Here is a 17,439-nt window from a genome sequence, read left to right as displayed (position 1 = left end):
AAAATAGAGACTGTGGCGAGGGCTTTGCCCTCGATAGCGGGGCAAGCCCGCTCCTACAGGGATTGGTGATACTCGCAAATACACCGCCCCCTGTAGGAGCGGGCTTGTCCCGCGATGGTCTTCAGCCAATGTGCATCTCTAAACAGAGACAATAAATTCAGAAAATGGATATTTATTCAATAAAATCAATTAGTTAACTATATGGCACGATTCCCGCTATCTCCCCGGCAACCATAAAAACAACACCCTGGAGATCCCCCTCGATGACCGTGCTCATCGCCCTCGCTGCCCTGGCCCTGCTCATGCTCGCCGCCTACCGCGGCTACAGCGTGATCCTCTTCGCCCCCATCGCCGCCCTCGGCGCCGTGCTGCTCACCGACCCCGCCGCCGTGGCCCCGGCCTTTACCGGGGTGTTCATGGAGAAAATGGTCGGTTTCATCAAACTGTACTTCCCGGTGTTCCTGCTCGGCGCCGTGTTCGGCAAGCTGATCGAACTGTCGGGCTTCTCGCGCTCTATCGTCGCCGCCGCCATCCGCCTGCTCGGCACCCGCCAGGCCATGCTGGTGATCGTGCTGGTCTGCGCCTTGCTCACCTACGGCGGCGTGTCGCTGTTCGTGGTGGTGTTCGCGGTGTACCCGTTCGCCGCCGAGATGTTCCGCCAGAGCGACATCCCCAAGCGGCTGATCCCGGCGACTATCGCCCTGGGCGCGTTCTCTTTCACCATGGACGCCCTGCCCGGCACCCCGCAAATCCAGAACATCATCCCCAGCACCTTCTTCAACACCACCGCCTGGGCCGCCCCCTGGCTGGGGCTGATCGGCACGCTGTTCGTGTTCTGCGCCGGCATGCTCTACCTGCAACGCCAGCGTAACAAGGCCCAGCGCAAGGGCGAAGGCTACGGCAGCAACCTGCGCAACGAGCCGGAAACCGCCGACGACATCGCCCTGCCCAACCCGTGGCTGGCCCTGGCGCCGCTGCTGCTGGTGGGGGTGATGAACCTGCTGTTCACCCACTGGATTCCCCAGTGGTACGGGGCCAGCCACACCCTGCAGTTGCCGGGCATGGCCGCGCCGGTGCAGAGCGACGTGGCCAAGCTCACCGCGATCTGGGCCGTGCAGGCAGCACTGCTGGTAGGCATCCTGATGGTACTGGTGTGCGCCTTCGGCACCATTCGCCAGCGTCTGGCCGAAGGCACCAAAAGTGCTGTGAGCGGTGCCCTGCTGGCGGCGATGAACACCGCCTCGGAATATGGTTTCGGCGCGGTGATCGCCTCGCTGCCAGGCTTCCTGGTCCTGGCCGACGCCCTGCGCAGCATCCCCAACCCGCTGGTCAACGAAGCCATTACCGTCACCCTGCTGGCCGGCATCACCGGCTCCGCTTCCGGCGGCATGAGCATCGCCCTGGCGGCCATGAGCGACAGCTTTATCACCGCCGCCAACGCGGCGAACATCCCGCTGGAGGTGCTGCACCGGGTCGCGGCCATGGCCAGCGGCGGCATGGACACCCTGCCGCACAACGGCGCGGTGATCACCCTGCTGGCGGTTACCGGGCTGACCCACCGCGAGGCCTACAAGGACATTTTCGGAATTACCCTGATCAAGACCCTGGCCGTGTTCGTGGTCATCGCCACGTTCTACGCCACCGGCATCGTATGAAGGAGAATGGCATGACGCTCAAAGGCAAGACCGCACTGGTCACCGGTTCCACCAGCGGCATCGGTTTGGGGATAGCCCAGGTGCTGGCCGAGGCCGGCGCCAACATCCTGCTCAACGGCTTTGGCGACCCGGCGGCCGCCATTGCCGAGATCAGGCAGCACGGGGTCAAGGTGGCCCACCACCCCGCCGACCTGTCCGACGTGGCGCAGATCGAGCAGATGTTCGTCCTGGCCGAGCGTGAGTTCGGCGCGGTCGATATCCTGGTCAACAACGCCGGCATCCAGCACGTGGCGCCGGTCGAGCAGTTTCCGGTGGAGGCCTGGGACAAGATCATCGCGCTGAACCTGTCAGCGGTGTTCCACGGTAGCCGCCTGGTCCTGCCGAGCATGCGCGCGCGGGGCTGGGGGCGGATCGTCAACATCGCCTCGGTGCACGGCCTGGTGGGCTCCACCGGCAAGGCCGCCTACGTCGCCGCCAAGCACGGCGTGGTCGGCCTGACCAAGGTCATCGGCCTGGAGACCGCCACCAGCAACGTCACCTGCAACGCCATCTGCCCGGGCTGGGTGCTGACCCCGCTGGTGCAGAAGCAGATCGACGACCGTGCCGCCAACGGTGGCGATGCGCAGCAGGCGCAGCACGACCTGCTGGCCGAGAAGCAGCCTTCGCTGGCCTTCGTCACGCCCCGGCATCTCGGCGAGCTGGTGTTGTTCCTGTGCAGCGAGGCCGGCAGCCAGGTGCGTGGCGCCGCCTGGAACGTCGATGGCGGCTGGCTTGCTCAGTAAGCGGCTAGAATGATGGTCGGGGTTGTGCATTCTCTGTGTATAGGAGCGGCCTTGCGCCGCGAAAGGGCCGCAAAGCGGCCCCGGCGATCGATGATGTGACACCAATGGTTGGGACTGCGATGCAGCCCTTTCGCGGCACAAGGCCGCTCCTACAGGGGTTGCGGATACCCTGAAGAGGCGAGTGGATCAGCAATCACCGAGGGTCCCGGCATGAACGACGTACTCTGGCGCCCCTCCACCACCCGCATCGAAGCGAGCCGGATGGAAGCCTTCCGCCGCCGGGTCAACCGGCGCTTCAACCTCCAGCTCGACAGCTACGCCGCCCTGCACCGCTGGAGCATCGAACAGCGCCCGCAGTTCTGGCAGGCCCTGGCCGAGTATTTCCATGTGCGCTGGCACACGCCACCCGCTAGCGTCCTCGAGGAAGGCGAACACATGACCGAGGCCCGCTGGTTCCGCGGCGCCACCCTGAACGTCGCCGAGCACCTGCTGCAGCGTCGCGACGACCGCCCGGCCGTGGTGGCCGTGCGCGAGGACGGCACTCGCCACAGCCTCACCCACAACCAGCTGGCCGCCCAGGTCGCCGGGCTGCAACAGGCCTTCAGACAGGTCGGCATACAGCCCGGCGACCGCATCGCCGCGGTGATGCCCAACACCTGGGAAACCCTGGTGGCCATGCTCGCCGCCACCAGCCTTGGCGCGGTCTGGTCCAGCTGTTCACCGGAATTCGGCACCCATGGCATCATCGATCGTTTCGGGCAGATCGCGCCCAGGCTGCTGGTGGCCTGCGCCGGTTACCAGTACGCCGGCAAGACCATCGACCAGGTGGAGAAAATCAACCAGGTCGTGGCCCAACTCCCCAGTGTCGAGCTGTTGCTGGTAGTGCCCCACATCCGGCCGCAGACCCGCGCCGATGAGTTCAGCACCAAGCAGACCGTGCTGTGGGATGACTATTTCACCCCGGGCGGCACCCCGGACTTTACCGCCCTGCCCTTCGACCATCCGCTCTATATCCTGTACTCCAGCGGCACCACCGGCGTGCCCAAGTGCATCGTCCACCGTGCCGGTGGCGTGCTGCTGCAACACCTGAAGGAACACGGTCTGCACAACGACCTCAAGGCCGACGACGTGCTGTTCTACTACACCACCTGCGGCTGGATGATGTGGAACTGGCTGGTCAGCGGCCTGGCGATCGGCGCCACCCTGGTGCTGTATGACGGCTCGCCGTTCCACCCGGGCCCCGAGCGCCTACTCGACCTGATCGATGCCGAAGGGATCCATGCCTTCGGCACCAGCGCCAAGTACCTTGCCGCGCTGGAGCAGGCCGGTGTCGAACCGGCCAAGTCCCACCGCCTCGACAGCCTGCGGCTGATCCTCTCTACCGGTTCGCCGTTGTCACCGCACAGCTACGACTATGTGTACGCCAAGGTGAAGGCCGACGTGTGCCTGGCGTCCATGTCCGGTGGCACCGATATCGTCGCCTGCTTCGTGGTCGGCAACCCGCTGCTGCCGGTGCGCCGAGGCGAGATCGCCGGCAAGGCCCTGGGCATGGCGGTGGATGTGTGGAACGAACAGCGGCAGTCGATCACTGGCGAGAAAGGTGAGCTGGTCTGTACCCAGCCCTTCCCTTCGATGCCGCTGGGCTTCTGGGGCGACGACGACGGCAGGCGCTACCATGACGCCTATTTCAGCCAGTTCGAGGCTGTCTGGTGCCAGGGCGACTATGCCGAGCAGATCCCGGGCGGTGGCCTGGTGATCCACGGCCGTTCCGACGCCGTGCTCAACCCCGGCGGCGTGCGTATCGGCACCGCGGAGATCTATCGCCAGGTGGAAAAGGTCGAAGAGGTGCTGGAGAGCGTGGCCATCGGCCAAGCCTGGCACGGCGACGTGCGCGTGGTGCTGTTCGTACGCCTGCGCGATGGCCTGCAACTGGACGATGCCCTGCGCCAACGCATCCGCCAGGTGATCCGGCAGTACACCACGCCGCGTCATGTACCGGCGGTGATCGCCCAGGTCGACGACATCCCGCGCACCCTCAGCGGCAAGCTGGTGGAACTGGCGATCCGCAACGTGGTGCATGGCCTGCCGGTGAAGAATACCGATGCCCTGGCCAACCCCGAGGCGCTGGAGCAGTTCCGCGACCGCCCGGAGTTACGCTGATGATGACATCAGGCATAATGTCGCCCTTTTGCCCTGAAACACAGGTACCCCCATGAAAGCCCAAGCCCGCCATATCCTGGTCAAGACCGCTGACGAAGCCGAAAAGCTCAAGCAGCGCATCGCCAACGGCGAGGCCTTCGACGTGCTGGCCAAGAAGTTCTCCACCTGCCCGTCCGGCAAGCGTGGCGGTGACCTGGGCGAAGTGCGCCCGGGCCAGCTGGTCGGCGCCATCGACCAGGTGATCTTCAAGAAGCCCCTGCGCGTGGTGCACGGGCCGATCAAGAGCAAGTTCGGTTATCACCTGGTGCAGACGTTCTACCGCGACTGACAGCCAGCGGCCACTGGCCACCTGACAATTCTGCCAGTTGTGCCCCCCTCCCAGACCTCTATACAACCGGGCTGAGCCTGCACGCAGCGCACGCTGTGCAGGCCTTTCCGGAACCCTGGAGGTCTACCCATGCGAATGAGCCTGCTGCTGACTCTCGGCACCCTGCCCCTGCTGTCCCTACCCACCGCTCAGGCTGCCTGCAGCTTCACCGCGGGAGCAGGCGACGACACCTTCGTCTGCGACAGCGGCACAGCCGCCGCATTGACCGATACCAACGGCAACAACAGCCTGAGCATGCCGGCAGGCGGAACAGGCACCATCAGTGGCGATGTGACCTTCGGCACGGGGGTGGACCTTATCGACATCGCCTCAGGCAGCATCGGCGGCAATGTCGACCAGGGCTCGGGCATCGACGACTTCAAGATCAGCGGCGGCGTGATCGAGGGCAACCTCAACCAGGGCGACGGCCTGGATACCTTCCGCATGACCGGCGGCTGGATCAAAGGCACCTTCGACAGCGGCGACTATGCCGAGATGGACGCCGGGCGAATCGGCAACGTCAACATGCGCCTGGACGAAAACACCTTCATCATGCGCGGCGGCGCGATCGATCGGAACATCATCACGGCCTTCGACAAGGACTATGTGGAAATCTTCGACGGCACGGTAGGGGGCAACATCAGCGTCAGTGGCGGTGACGACCAGGTGCTTCTGCATGGCGGCCAGATTGGCGGCGATGTGCTGCTCAGCACGGGCAACGATACCTTCACCTGGGACGGTGGGCGTATTGCTGGTCGCGTTGACCTCGGCCCCGACAATGATCAGGCCCTGCTCAAGGGCCTGGACCAAGAGAAGCTGTCCATCCCGCTCGATGGTGGCGCAGGCGACGATTCGCTCACCTTCAGCGCCAGCCGGACCACGGGGGGCGGCCAGTACCTCAACTGGGAGCGTATCGCGCTGAACGAGGGTAGCCGGCTAGACCTGGACGATACCTTGCGCCTCGGAGACGTGGATACCAGCCGTGGCACATTGAGCATCGATGCCAGCAGCACCCTGGTTTCCCGGCAAGGCATCGTCTCTGCCGTTGCCGCAGGCCAGCCAGCGACCGTGAACAACGCCGGCACCCTCGACCTCGGTACCGGCGGGGATGGACTCGGACGCTTGACGATCCAGGGCAACTACGAAGGCACCAACGGTACCTTGCGCGTCACCAGCCAGCTGGCTGGTGACGATGCCACCTCCGACCGCCTCATCGTCAGTCAGGGCGCCATCACCGGCAGCACCCGCTTGGTCGTCAACAACCTCGATGGCACAGGTGCCGTTACCGCCCAAAACGGCATCCAGGTGGTCGAGGCCCGCGATGGTGCCACCAGCAGCGCCAACGCCTTCACACAGACCCAGACACTCTCTGCCGGCGCCTACGATTACCGCTTGTTCAAGGGCGGCGTGACCGCGGGCAGCGAGAACAGCTGGTACCTGCGCTCGACCCTGGTCGCGCCCCCGGCGCCCGCGCCAGGCGAGCCGCCCGTTACGCCGCCCGTACCGGCACCAGCTCCCGGCCAACCCGTCCTTCCCGCCCCAGTGGCCGGCGAGAGTGTGCCGCTTTACCGCCCGGAAGTGCCCACGTATGCCGCCGCGCCCAGAGGCGCCGCGATCATTGCCCGACAGGCCTTGGGAACCTTCCATCAGCGCCAGGGCGACCAGCAACTGCTAGCTGGCCAGGGCGCGTTGCCGGCCAGTTGGGGCCAGGCCTATGGCGGCGCATTGCGCCAGCAATGGAGTGGCACCGTAAGCCCAAGCCTGGATGGCGACCTTCAGGGCTTCAAAGTGGGCCAGGACCTCTATGCCAAGGTCAGTGACAATGGCTATCGCCAGCAGATGGGTGTGTATGTCGGCCACAGCCGGCTGGACGCCGACGTCAAGGGTTTCGCCCTGGCCATCGAGAACCGCAGCGTGGGTGACCTGGTACTCGAGGGCAAGAGCATGGGGGTCTACTGGACGCTGGTCGCGCCGCAGCGCTGGTACCTCGACACGGTCGTCCAGTACACCGACCTCGATGGCCGGGCGCGCTCGGACCGCGGCGGCAAGCTGGAGCTCGACGGCCATGCCTGGGCCGCGTCGCTGGAGTCCGGTTTGCCGTTCATCCTGTCCGAACGCTGGACCCTGGAGCCGCAAGCGCAGCTGATCGCCCAGAAGACCTCGCTGGACAGCGCCAGCGACGGCATCTCACGCATCAGCCATGACGCCCAGGTGGAGCTGACCAGTCGACTTGGCGTGCGCCTGGAAGGTGTATTCAAAATCGCGGGCGATCGTCTGCTGCAGCCCTATGCACAGCTCAACCTGTGGCATGGCGACGGTGGGCGCGACACCTTGATCTTCGATGGCGTGGACAGGATCAAGACAGACTACCGTTTTACCTCGGTGCAACTCGAAGGAGGTCTGGTGGCCCAGCTCAACCAGGCCTTGAGCCTGCACGGCGGCGTGCAATACACCCGCAACCTGGATAGCCACCAGCAGGAAGCCAGCGGCGTGAACCTGGGCGTGCGCTGGCAGTTCTAGCGACGTGCAGCCAGCAGGCCAATACCGGCGCAACCCAGCAGCGACGCGCTGATCCGATTGAACAGGCGTCGTGGCCCGGGCCGTTCGAACCAGCGCTGCAGGTAGGCGCCAAGCCCGGCGTAGATGGCAATGGCCGCCCACTCCAGCAGCAGGAACAGCACGCCCAGTTGCAGGAACTGTTCGCTCACCGGTGTGGCGCTGCCCACCGAGACGAACTGCGGCAGGAAGGCGGTGAAGATAAGAATGGCCTTGGGATTGCCCGCCGCCACCCAGAACTCCTGGCGCGCCAGCTTCCAGGTACCGCGTGGCTGCTCGCCGGCCACCACCGCTCCGCCGACCGGCGCCCGCCACAGCTGCCAGGCGATATAGAACAGATAGCCCGCGCCCAGCACCTTGATCGCCAGGAACAGGTACTCGCTGGTATGCAGCACCACAGCCAGGCCCATGGCGGCCAGGGCAATCATGCCGCTGAAGGCGAGCAGGCGCCCGCCGCCGGCCACGCAGGCGGTGCGCAGGCCATAGCGGCTGGCATTGTGCAGGGACAGCAGGTTGTTGGGGCCAGGCGCCATGTTCAGGGCGAAACAGGCGGGGATGAACAGCAGCAGGCTCGACAGGTCCATTATTCTTCTCCAGCGGGGACCGTCGCAGCGTCGCGCCCGGCGGGCAAGCGCGTCAAGCACAGTGGCGCGGCAAATGGCCGGAACAGTAGGCACGCGGTAGACTGGCACCCTGCGCCCACCTCCAGGCCCTCTCTGCATGACCCCTTCGAGCAGTGAAATCTGGCACGACCCGACCCTGCCCTTCGTCGAGAGCCGACGCGCCTGCCACAGCCGCGCCTGCTACAAGGCCCACAGCCATCCAAGCTTTTCCATCGGCGCGGTGGATGCCGGTCATAGCCGCTTCACTGGGGCCGGCGACGGACAGGTGCGCCTGGCGCCTGGCACCCTGGTGTGCCAGCCCAGCGGGTGCATGCCTGCAACCCCGAGGCCGGGCAGGCCTGGAGCTACCAGATGCTGCACCTGGACGCCGACTGGCTACGCTGCCTGCGCCTGGAATCGGGGATTGCCGCCGACCAACCCGGCGCAGCGGCCCGGGTCAGCCGCTCGGCGGCGCTGTACCGGCGGTTCTGCGCGCTGAACACCCTGTTGTTTTCCCAGGCGACTGTGTTCGAGAAAGAGGCGGCACTGGTGGCCTTTCTTGGCGACAACGACTTCTCCATCCATCCGGACCTGCCACCCGCGCCGCCCCTGCCGCCTTCGACACTCCGCGACCTGCTGGCCCATGCCGAGGAGCAGGCGTTGGCCGAACTGAGCCTCGATGGCCTGGCACGGCTGGCAGGCATGGGGCGCTACCAACTGATCCGCGCCTTCACCATCGCCACCGGCATGACGCCCCATGCCTACCTGCTCAACGCCCGGATAAACAAGGCCCGGCAACTGTTGCGCCAGGACCGGCCGCTGGCAGAAGTCGCGTATCGCCTGGGCTTTGCCGACCAGAGCCACTTCCAGCGGGTGTTCAAGGCGCATGCGGGGGTAACGCCGGGGGCATACCGCGCGGCCTTGCAATAATTTTCAATACCCGGCCAGTCGCCCGGCCACAGACTGCGGCTTCCTCTCCCTGGAAGCCCGATCATGCAACTGTTCCTGCTCATCGCCACCGCCCACTTCCTCGCCCTGCTCTCTCCAGGCCCGGACTTCTTCCTGGTGGCCCGCACCTCGGCCAGCGCCGGCTGGCGGGTGGCCAGTGGCGCCTGCGCAGGCATCGCCCTGGCCAATGGCGTGTTCATCGGCGCGGCGTTCGCCGGGGTGTCGTTCCTGCACGACGGCAGCCCGCTGTTCGTCGCCCTGCAACTGGCCGGCTGTGGCTACCTGCTGTACATCGGGCAACTGTTCCTGCGCCATGCTGGAAAGAGCGGCCTGACGGGTGCCTCCGCCAATGCTACACCGCGCGCCGGTGGCTGGCTGAACAGCCTGGGCATGGGTTTCGCCTCGGGCATCCTCAACCCGAAGAACGCGCTGTTCTACGCCAGCCTGGCCAGCATGATCGCCAGCAGCGGTACTTTGGCCAAGCTGGCCTATGGCACCTGGATGTTCGGCATCGTCCTGGCCTGGGACTTGCTGGTGGCCGTGGCCATCGGCAATCAGCGGGTGCTGCGCCGCTTCGCCCGCGCCCTGCCCTGGCTGGAGCGGGCCTCGGGGGTGATGCTGATCCTGCTCGCCAGCGGCGTGCTCATGCACCTGACCCTGGGCTGAGCAACGTCAGTCCCCGCAGCTCGAGCAGGCTGAAGTGACCACGGCTCCAGCCGCCGGTGTCCAGGTGCCAGACATTGCCCAGCACCTTCACCTCCAGCACCGGCGTATGCCCGACCAGCAAGGCCCGCAGGCCCTTCACTGGCCGGCTGTCGCCCTCCTTCAGGCGCCGTCGCGACCACTGGCACACCTCGCGCACCTGCGGGTCATTCCCGGCCTGCAGGTTCACGCATAGACGCTCCCAGTCGTCGAACGGGCTGTCGGCGTGCAGCAGCCCGACCGGACCGTCGGGTGTGTCGACCTGCAGCGCGATCGGCAACCGCTCGAACACCTCGACGAAACGCGCCTGCTGTGTTTTCGGCAGGTCGAGGAACCAGCCGCCGCCGGCCGCCCGGTACATGTCCAGGTCGACCCGACCGCCGCGCAGGTGATTGACCGCCAGCGACTCGTGGTTGCCCTGTACCGCGTGGAACCAGGGCTTGGCCAGCCATTCCAGCGCCTGCGGGCTGGCCGGCCCGCGGTCGACCAGATCGCCAACGCTGAACAGGCGGTCGACCGCCGGATCGAACTCGACGGCCTCGAGGCATTCCTGCAGACGCTCGAAGTGCCCATGAATATCGCCCACGGCCAGGTCACGCCCGCGGGTATTGGCGGTCATCCGCCGAAAAGCGCTCATTGCATCAGTCCTCTGCTTATGCCCCGCACCGGCGTAAAATAGGCAGGCGAGCCGCCCAAACCCGGAGGTGCATCATGCGTACCACCCTGGCCAGCGCCCTGTTGCTGGTGCTGGCATTCGACAGCATGGCACAGGGCGCCCCAACCGCGCAGGTCGAGGTGCGTTTCGACCACCCGGAAAAATTCCGCGATGCCAGCCTCGACAACCGCGGCTACCCCCAAGGCGCCGATCCGCAGGTGATGAAGGCCCTCACCCAGCACCTGCAGAAGCTCGGCCAGCGCTACCTGCGACCCGGCCAGCAACTGGTCATCGACATTCGCGACATCGACCTGGCCGGACGTTTCGAACCCTGGCACAGCCAGGCCTACGATGTGCGCTTCATGCGCGAGGTCACCTGGCCCAGCATCGACCTCGACTACACCCTTCAGCAGCCTGGGCAACCCGCGCTCAAGGCCCAGGAACACCTGAGCGACAAGATGTACCTCAGCCGCCCCGGCCGCCTGGGCAGCAACGACCGGCTGTATGCGGAAAAGGCCATGCTCGGTGATTGGTTCCGTCAACGCTTCGCGCCGCCGTCCTGATCGTCACCGCGCCAGCCGGCGCAGGGCGATGGGCGCGATCAGCCGATGGAACGGCGCTACCGGCAGCATGTACAGGCGGCCCAGCCAGTTGTGCGTGCGCACCACGGTGCTGACCAGCACCTCGCACCGCCCCGGGGTCGTCGGGCGACGCATCAGGGCAATGTGCACGTCCAGGTGATGATCGCAATCGGCCAGCAGCACCTCATGCTCGCTGTTGCTGATCAGGGTGAAGATGCCCACCCGCTCTGCGGGCTGGTAGCTGCCCGGTGCGCGGGCCGGGTCGATGGCGGTCAGCCGGCCCAGGTTCTTCAACCCGAACAGCCCGACCAGGCGGTTGCGCAACACCATCATTTCGTCGATCCAGCCAGGCATGCTCGCCATCAGGCGCAGGAAGTGCGCCATGGCGGGTTGCCCATCGTCCGCCAGGTCGATCGCCCGGCAATGACGAAAGCCCGCCTGCGCGGCGTGGGGAGCGATCAGCGAGTCGGCGGGGATGGCTGCGGCATGGGTCATTGCGGTCTCGTCCATGAAATCGACACATCGGCGCTGGGAGTCAGCGCCCGTCGATTGTATCCTCGTCAGCCGACGACATGCCAAGGACGGATGCACCATGACGACCTGCACGCTACGACCGGCGCCACAGACAGGCACTGCCGGGGTTTCGCCCATATGAAGTACGTGCTGGTGATCCTGGCCAGCTATGCCAGCGTCTGGTACCTGGTGGGCACCCTGATTCGCGGGCGCCTGGCGGATATCGCCGAAGGCCTGCGCCATCGCCCGGATGCCCCGCCTCCGGGGCAGTACCTGCGGGAGGTCGAAGCCCACGCCCGCCGCGCCCACCGCCACTACAGCCTGTTTGCCGGCACCCTTCTAGCCGTGATGTTGGCGCTGCTGTGCGCCTGGCTGGGCTGAAACCTAGAAATCCAGCGCCAGGCTCTGCCGCCCTTCCAATGCCAGCAGGAACTGCTTGGCCGGCAGGCCACCGGCGAAACCGGTGAGGCTACCCGAGGCGCCGATCACCCGGTGGCATGGCGCGATAATCGAGATCGGATTGCGCCCGTTGGCCGCACCCACCGCGCGGACCGCATCGGGCTTGCCGATCTGCCGGGCGATCTCGCCGTAGCTGCGAGTCTGGCCGAAGGGAATGGTCAACAGCGCCGCCCAGACCTCACGCTGGAACTCGGTGCCGGCGAAATCCAGTTGCAGCTCGAAGCGCTGGCGTTGCCCGGCAAAGTACTCGCCCAGCTGGCGAGCGGTCTCGCGCAGCACGCCATGCTGGTCGTCGCGGTGCAGGTCGCCCAGGCGCACCCGGTTTTCCCGCTCGTGCTCCCACAGCACGGCGGCCAGCCGCTCGCCCCGCGCCACCAGGGTCAGGGTGCCGACAGGCGATTGCATGAGGGTGAAGGCACAGGACATGACAGGCTCCAGCAGGACGACGATCACTGCACTGTACTCATCGCGGCGCGACGGCGCATCCGCTTTCTTGCCCGGTCATCGCCACTGGCCAGCGTGGAGCTGCGCCCCGTACACTAAGGCGCCACTCGTTTTTCAAAGGATGGAAACACAGTGAACAACGCATCGCCCGACATCGTCATCGAACGTTTTGCCGAGCAGCACCTGCAGGGCATCGCCGCGCTCTATAACGAACCGGCCGTGTGCCGCCAGGTGCTGCAGATGCCCTACCAGTCCGTCGAGGTCTGGCGTGAGCGCCTGGCCACCTACCACGAACGCCAGGTCCGCCTGGTGGCAGTGCACCAAGGCCAGGTGATCGGCAATATCGGCCTCGACCAGAGCACACGCATCCGCCAGGCGCACCTGGGCGAGCTGCTCATGGGCGTTGCCCAGGCCTGGCAAGGCAAGGGCGTCGGCTCGCGGCTGATGGCGGCGATCCTCGACATCGCCGACAACTGGATGAACCTGCGCCGAGTCCAGCTCACCGTCTACGCCGACAATGAGCCGGCGCTGGCGCTGTATCGCAAGTTCGGCTTCGAGACCGAAGGCCGGCTGCGCGATTACGGCGTGCGCGACGGGGTGTACGTCGATGCGCTGTGCATGGCGCGGATGCGTCAGTCGTAGAACGACATGCCCGCGTAGGGCCTGACCCGGCAGGCCGCCAGCCGCGACTGCAGATTGCCGACATGGGCTTCGAGCTGGTGGCCGTCCGGGTCGAGGAAATACAGCGAGTCGCCCTCGCTGCTGTCCTGTTTCCAAAGGCGCACGGCATGCTCATGCAAGCGCTGGGCGAATGCCGCGAAATCGGCTTGGCGGATGGAAAACGCGTAATGGGTGTAGTTGCGCTGCAAGTCGCCTACCTCGACCTGGTCGACCGACAGGCACAGCCACAGATCACCCAGGCTCAGATAGGCACCGCGGTCCCAACGTGCATCGAGCTTGAAGCCCAGGACCTGCTGGTAGAACACGATACTGTCCGGCAGGTTCGAAACTGCCAGGGTGAGATGGTTGAGTCCGTTCAACATGAGAGACACCTGAGGTGAAGTGAGGCGGGATCGCTTCACGGGGCGCGATGGAACCGAGCGCGCCCCGCTACGCTGCGATCATACCCGCGAACACATCAGCGCGGCATCGAGCAAGCGCCCCTTGTCATACCAGGCATCACGCTGGTAAGCCGAGAACTGCTGCCGCCCGGCTGCGCCTTGAACCTTGACCAGTCCCTCGGCCTTGTTCGGGTCAGTGCTGGCGACAAACAGCTCCAGGGCGTCCTGGTTCTGCACGACATAGGTCGTGGCCGTATCGGGAAGCTCGGCCTTGACGCAGTTCAGGTACTCCGGCGGGCTTTTCGACGTCATGCCGAAGGTGTTGTCACGGCCCGCCCGGATATCGGGATCATGCGCGCAGCCGGCCAGCAACAGGCTGACGGCCACTGCCATCATCAAACGGCTCATACAGACTCCAACCACCCCAGCAGGAAGCCCTGGACAGAGTCAGGCACCTATCACCCTTTTTAATAGTCTGCTTACGATCTTGAAGACTAGCCGCAGTTGACGGGCGCGGTAGGCCGGTTCGTTATATCGCCTGGCTTTCAGGCCTGTCGATTCGGTAGAGCACGTGCGGCCGCAATGCATTGCCTTCGGGCACCGTCGGGTCGGGGAAATCCTCTGCCGGATCCGAACGCATCCCCAGCCGCTCCATCAATGCCCGCGACGGGGTGTTGATGCTGGAGGTGTAGCCAATGACTTGCCTCAGCCCAAGCGTCGACCACGCGTGCCCCAGGCAAGCGCTGGCCGCCTCGAAGGCGTACCCCTGGCGCCAATGGCTGCGCCCGAGGATCCAGCCGATTTCGACCTGCGGGCCGCCAGGGATCTCATCCCCGGTCAAGGACAGTCCAAGCCCGCCGACCAACGCGCCATCGACCTTTCGCTCGACGGCGACGAAACCGAATCCATGGACCTGCAGATGTTGATCGCAGTCCGCGAGCATCGACCTGGTTTCATCGAGAGACAGTATCGCGGGGTAGTAGTAGCGCCTGACTTCGGGGTCGGCATTGACGAGGGCAAAAGCTTCGATATCCCGCTCGGCCCAGGGGCGCAGGACAAGACGTGGTGTTTCGATGAACATGGGTAGGCTGAAACTCCCTTCTACCAGGCACTCCTCGCATCGCCCCGGGCGAAAAACCACCCATTCGATGCCTGCAAGGCGAAGGAATCTAGCACAGTCACAGGATTGCAGTCGCAAGACTCCGGCCGTCGATCGACCGGAGTCCATGCAGGTCAAGCGAACCCGATCAAGGTTTTCCGAACACGTAGAAACTCAGGTTGGCCGAGCTCTTGCCGGCGGCGAACAAGCCACGCAGGTTGCTCATCGAAACACTGCGAATGTTGAAGGTCTCCTGGGCGGAGTAGTTCGCATCGATACTGACGTACTGCAGGTTCTTGTCGCTGCCGCCAGAGTAGTCCAGACGCACCATGAACGTGCCCGCACCGGCGGTGGTCCTGAGGATGAAGGATTTGTACTGCTGGATCTGCGCTTCGACGAAGTTCGCGCCGGCCCGCTCTCCTTCCTTGCCCTTCACATCACAACGACCGCTGCTCAGGTAGGTATAACCCGGAGGCACCTGAACATCGGCGGCCAGTTCTTCATCAAAAGCCTTTTGTTGCTGTGCCATGACTCATGCTCCTTATGAGTGGGACTTGCTTACCGCACGGGTGAGTGTACTAGCGTCCCGTGGGTCGGCTGCGCCGGCAGACAAGCGGAGCACCCATATGGATATCAACTCAAGACCTCAGGCACTCGAACAGACAGAATGATCTGGCAAGGATCTGCGGAGCCCGCCAACCCTTTGGGCCGCGCTGTCGCGGTGGTAGCCGAGTTACTGGCATCACCAGCGTGGGAGCGGGCTTGCCCCGCGATGCGGTGCATGGCACCACGAAGGTCGCTCAATGCCGCTTGTTGATCCGGGCCGTCACGGCACCGAAGAACATGAGCATTGAACCGACATACAGAAACACAAGATCGACACCGGGGAACGCGACAGTCCCTACGAGCCAGGCAATCATCAGGCCCGCTCCCACAATGCAACGTTGCCGAGCGGTGAACCGCTCACTCGTCGCTCTTACACGGTCCATCCACGCCATCCACAGACTCCCTATCAGGTCAGCGGCGCAGCATATCACCCCGGGCCTACCCCAGGACGAATGCATGCACCTGTCCCCGATTCAGGGGGTGACATCCCCAGAAGTGGGGATCAGGCACTGGCCTGCAGGAACACGAAAACCGCCACCACATCCAAAGCCAGCACGGCGGCCACGACGAAGCTCATGAAATAGAAGTCATCCTGGAACATGTCAGCTCTCCCCGCATGATCGGTTTCCCGGGATCAAGCAACTCCCATTCCAGCCCGCCAGCGCCGGGACCACGTCCATTGGTCAGGCGAGACGGGCGTTTCTGGCAAACAGGCGTTTACTGATGGTCATGCCCTCCGGCTCTCGCAAGGATGCCCATCAAGGTGTGCCCCCATGAGACGCATCCAGAAGATCATCCAGCAGCGCCGTCGGCAGCTGCATGTCCACATTCCGCCCAGCGAACTGAAGGGAATGCAGTGTGGCGATGGGCCCAGCGCGGCGAAACCGCTGCCGCCGCGAGAGGTTCGCCAGGCAGGCATGAGAACAGTTGCGCTTGAAGGATCGACCGCTGACTGAACAGGCCCTGCCCAAGCTGTTAGAGTGAGCCAGGAGCCAGATCCACAGAGGCCTGTTTACCCGGTTGGCGATGGACTCCTGCCCGGCCCAGACAGGCGATGCCAGGAGGCAATCAATGCAGCCGATCACTTTGCGCAAAGCACTCCCTCAGGATGCCCTGTGTCTTGCCGCACTGGGTATTCAGGTATTTCTCGACACCTATGCCACCGAAGGCATTCGCGACGCCATCGCCCAGGAAGCCCTGGACGCCTTCTCGCCAGACAGCCTGTCGAAGGTGATTGCCAGGCCAGATACCTTCATCACGCTCGCAGAGATTGACGGCCATCTGGTCGGTTTTGCCCAGGTCGCCATGAACACCGGCCATGAACGGATTGCCACCCCCCAGGCGTGCGAGCTGCAATGCCTCTACCTGCAGGAGCGATTTACCGGGCAAGGTATTGGTTACCGCTTGCTCGAGGCCGCCGAGCGACAGGCCAAGCGCGATGGTGGGTCGCTCATGTGGGCCACTGTCTGGGCGAGGAATGACCGGGCGCTGGCGTTCTACCCACGACAGGGGTACGAGCACTTGGGCTCGCAACCCTATACGTTCCAGAGCGAGACCCATGACAACCAGCTGTTCGGCAAGCGCCTGCAAGCGTGAGCCCGCCTGCCTCAAAGGCAGTCGACGAGGTAAGTACCGTCTGGCTGCGTGAGTGCAACGTCGGGAAGGCATCACGTGGATCACACCCCCGGTGCGGGCGAGTCCGCTACGTCAAAAGTTGCAGCTGTATTGATATTCGAAGGGAAAGAAGACGGTATCGACCACGAGGGAGAATGGCGCGTCCATGAGTAAAAAAGGAATGAGCTTGCCTTTGGATGTGCCGACCAGCCACCAATCGAACCTGAGGCCGATGTAGGGGCAACGGTGCTTGTCATAATCCATGCGCATGGCGGTGGCCATGCATCCGTTCAAACTGGCAATCAGCACCAGTAAAATCGCCTTGCGAACCACGTAACGTCCTTATTACTTCCTTATTACTTCTTTGCGCAGACCTGCATAGACACTGCTGAGGGGAGTTGGTCACCAACCGCCGCCGACGCAGAACCAGGCTGAATCGTGTCCCGGGATAAGGAGCCCCCATACAACTATCGTCATACCTATGCGACAGTAGGGCAATGTCTGGCCTAGGATCTGTACGAAATGTATCTGCACTCGCCCATACTGCGTTGAAACGGGGCTCGGAATGCTCATGTACTCCAGTACACTCCGCTTCCTCCCTCGTTTCGCCTTGTCTGGCCTTCGCGCAGACACAT

Annotated in this window: 20 protein-coding genes and 1 pseudogene; 12 read left to right on the top strand and 9 right to left on the bottom strand. The window is 64.6% G+C overall.

Annotated elements, in window-relative coordinates; all coding sequences use genetic code 11:
* The first annotated feature begins 263 nt into the window (after positions 1-263).
* The 5 genes from V0R62_RS01905 to V0R62_RS01885 all read left to right on the top strand — a co-directional run bounded on the left by V0R62_RS01905 (position 264) and on the right by V0R62_RS01885 (position 7,484).
* A complete protein-coding gene (locus tag V0R62_RS01905) occupies positions 264-1,655 on the top strand; it encodes a GntP family permease (protein WP_330102484.1) in 1,392 nt (463 codons plus the stop codon).
* 11 nt (positions 1,656-1,666) lie between these two features.
* Positions 1,667-2,437, top strand: coding sequence for a 3-hydroxybutyrate dehydrogenase (hbdH, locus tag V0R62_RS01900; RefSeq protein ID WP_330102483.1), 771 nt, complete (start codon positions 1,667-1,669; stop codon positions 2,435-2,437).
* A gap of 210 nt (positions 2,438-2,647) precedes the next feature.
* The gene (locus V0R62_RS01895) at positions 2,648-4,597 is read left to right on the top strand and encodes an acetoacetate--CoA ligase (RefSeq protein WP_330102482.1); all 1,950 of its coding nucleotides are present in this window, start codon (positions 2,648-2,650) and stop codon (positions 4,595-4,597) included.
* Positions 4,598-4,649: 52 nt separating this feature from the next.
* Complete coding sequence (locus V0R62_RS01890; protein ID WP_008095636.1) at positions 4,650-4,925, top strand: peptidylprolyl isomerase; 276 nt, start codon at positions 4,650-4,652, stop codon at positions 4,923-4,925.
* Positions 4,926-5,054: 129 nt separating this feature from the next.
* Positions 5,055-7,484 carry an autotransporter family protein gene (locus V0R62_RS01885; RefSeq protein ID WP_330102481.1) on the top strand — a complete coding sequence of 810 codons (2,430 nt, stop codon included), beginning with the start codon at positions 5,055-5,057 and terminating at the stop codon, positions 7,482-7,484.
* Here V0R62_RS01885 and V0R62_RS01880 read toward each other — a convergent pair.
* On the bottom strand, positions 7,481-8,104 hold the full coding sequence (locus V0R62_RS01880) for a LysE family translocator (RefSeq protein WP_330102480.1): 624 nt from the start codon (positions 8,102-8,104) through the stop codon (positions 7,481-7,483). The two genes, V0R62_RS01885 and V0R62_RS01880, sit on opposite strands and share 4 nt — an antisense overlap.
* A 136-nt stretch (positions 8,105-8,240) precedes the next feature.
* On the opposite strand from V0R62_RS01880, the pseudogene V0R62_RS01875 reads away from it, so the two are divergent.
* Together V0R62_RS01875 and V0R62_RS01870 are read left to right on the top strand one after the other, a co-directional pair.
* Positions 8,241-9,052 (top strand): annotated as a pseudogene (locus V0R62_RS01875) (AraC family transcriptional regulator).
* Positions 9,053-9,115: 63 nt separating this feature from the next.
* Positions 9,116-9,736: a LysE family translocator gene (locus tag V0R62_RS01870; protein ID WP_330102479.1), complete on the top strand. Its 621-nt coding sequence runs from the start codon at positions 9,116-9,118 to the stop codon at positions 9,734-9,736.
* On the opposite strand, the gene V0R62_RS01865 is transcribed toward V0R62_RS01870, so the two are convergent.
* Positions 9,714-10,409, bottom strand: a complete 696-nt coding sequence (locus tag V0R62_RS01865; RefSeq protein WP_330102478.1) for a metallophosphoesterase — start codon at positions 10,407-10,409, stop codon at positions 9,714-9,716. The two genes, V0R62_RS01870 and V0R62_RS01865, sit on opposite strands and share 23 nt — an antisense overlap.
* A 74-nt stretch (positions 10,410-10,483) precedes the next feature.
* On the opposite strand from V0R62_RS01865, the gene V0R62_RS01860 reads away from it, so the two are divergent.
* A complete protein-coding gene (locus tag V0R62_RS01860) occupies positions 10,484-10,990 on the top strand; it encodes a DUF3016 domain-containing protein (RefSeq protein ID WP_186713397.1) in 507 nt (168 codons plus the stop codon).
* Positions 10,991-10,993: 3 nt separating this feature from the next.
* On the opposite strand, the gene V0R62_RS01855 is transcribed toward V0R62_RS01860, so the two are convergent.
* Positions 10,994-11,518, bottom strand: a complete 525-nt coding sequence (locus V0R62_RS01855; protein WP_330102477.1) for a DUF2867 domain-containing protein — start codon at positions 11,516-11,518, stop codon at positions 10,994-10,996.
* 141 nt (positions 11,519-11,659) lie between these two features.
* Between V0R62_RS01855 and V0R62_RS01850 the strand changes: the two genes are divergently transcribed.
* The gene (locus V0R62_RS01850) at positions 11,660-11,902 is read left to right on the top strand and encodes a hypothetical protein (RefSeq protein ID WP_330102476.1); all 243 of its coding nucleotides are present in this window, start codon (positions 11,660-11,662) and stop codon (positions 11,900-11,902) included.
* A gap of 3 nt (positions 11,903-11,905) precedes the next feature.
* Here V0R62_RS01850 and V0R62_RS01845 read toward each other — a convergent pair whose 3' ends face one another.
* A complete protein-coding gene (locus tag V0R62_RS01845; protein WP_203646608.1) occupies positions 11,906-12,406 on the bottom strand; it encodes a methylated-DNA--[protein]-cysteine S-methyltransferase in 501 nt (166 codons plus the stop codon).
* Between the two features lie 150 nt (positions 12,407-12,556).
* Here V0R62_RS01845 and V0R62_RS01840 point away from each other — a divergent pair, with 150 nt between their 5' ends.
* Positions 12,557-13,066 carry a GNAT family N-acetyltransferase gene (locus V0R62_RS01840; protein ID WP_330102475.1) on the top strand — a complete coding sequence of 170 codons (510 nt, stop codon included), beginning with the start codon at positions 12,557-12,559 and terminating at the stop codon, positions 13,064-13,066.
* Here V0R62_RS01840 and fos read toward each other — a convergent pair.
* The 4 genes from fos to V0R62_RS01820 all read right to left on the bottom strand — a co-directional run bounded on the left by fos (position 13,057) and on the right by V0R62_RS01820 (position 15,113).
* A complete protein-coding gene (gene fos, locus V0R62_RS01835; protein ID WP_330102474.1) occupies positions 13,057-13,467 on the bottom strand; it encodes a fosfomycin resistance glutathione transferase in 411 nt (136 codons plus the stop codon). The genes V0R62_RS01840 and fos overlap by 10 nt on opposite strands.
* 78 nt (positions 13,468-13,545) lie before the next feature.
* The gene (locus tag V0R62_RS01830; protein WP_330102473.1) at positions 13,546-13,893 is read right to left on the bottom strand and encodes a hypothetical protein; all 348 of its coding nucleotides are present in this window, start codon (positions 13,891-13,893) and stop codon (positions 13,546-13,548) included.
* A 121-nt stretch (positions 13,894-14,014) separates the two neighbouring features.
* Positions 14,015-14,566: a GNAT family N-acetyltransferase gene (locus V0R62_RS01825; protein WP_330102472.1), complete on the bottom strand. Its 552-nt coding sequence runs from the start codon at positions 14,564-14,566 to the stop codon at positions 14,015-14,017.
* 166 nt (positions 14,567-14,732) lie between these two features.
* A complete protein-coding gene (locus V0R62_RS01820) occupies positions 14,733-15,113 on the bottom strand; it encodes a hypothetical protein (RefSeq protein ID WP_050705403.1) in 381 nt (126 codons plus the stop codon).
* 850 nt (positions 15,114-15,963) lie between these two features.
* Between V0R62_RS01820 and V0R62_RS01815 the strand changes: the two genes are divergently transcribed.
* Together V0R62_RS01815 and V0R62_RS01810 are read left to right on the top strand one after the other, a co-directional pair.
* A complete protein-coding gene (locus tag V0R62_RS01815) occupies positions 15,964-16,146 on the top strand; it encodes a hypothetical protein (protein WP_330102471.1) in 183 nt (60 codons plus the stop codon).
* A 115-nt stretch (positions 16,147-16,261) separates the two neighbouring features.
* Positions 16,262-16,786 (top strand): GNAT family N-acetyltransferase, encoded by a 525-nt coding sequence (locus tag V0R62_RS01810; RefSeq protein ID WP_330102470.1) that lies wholly within the window; start codon positions 16,262-16,264, stop codon positions 16,784-16,786.
* Between the two features lie 111 nt (positions 16,787-16,897).
* On the opposite strand, the gene V0R62_RS01805 is transcribed toward V0R62_RS01810, so the two are convergent.
* A complete protein-coding gene (locus V0R62_RS01805) occupies positions 16,898-17,137 on the bottom strand; it encodes a YceK/YidQ family lipoprotein (protein WP_330102469.1) in 240 nt (79 codons plus the stop codon).
* Between the last annotated feature and the right edge of the window lie 302 nt (positions 17,138-17,439).

The sequence above is a fragment of the Pseudomonas carassii genome (genome assembly GCF_036324045.1).
Taxonomy (GTDB): Bacteria; Pseudomonadota; Gammaproteobacteria; order Pseudomonadales; family Pseudomonadaceae; genus Aquipseudomonas; species Aquipseudomonas peradeniyensis.
Note: the sequence above shows the minus strand (reverse complement) of the source record. Positions and strands in the feature narration are given on the sequence as shown.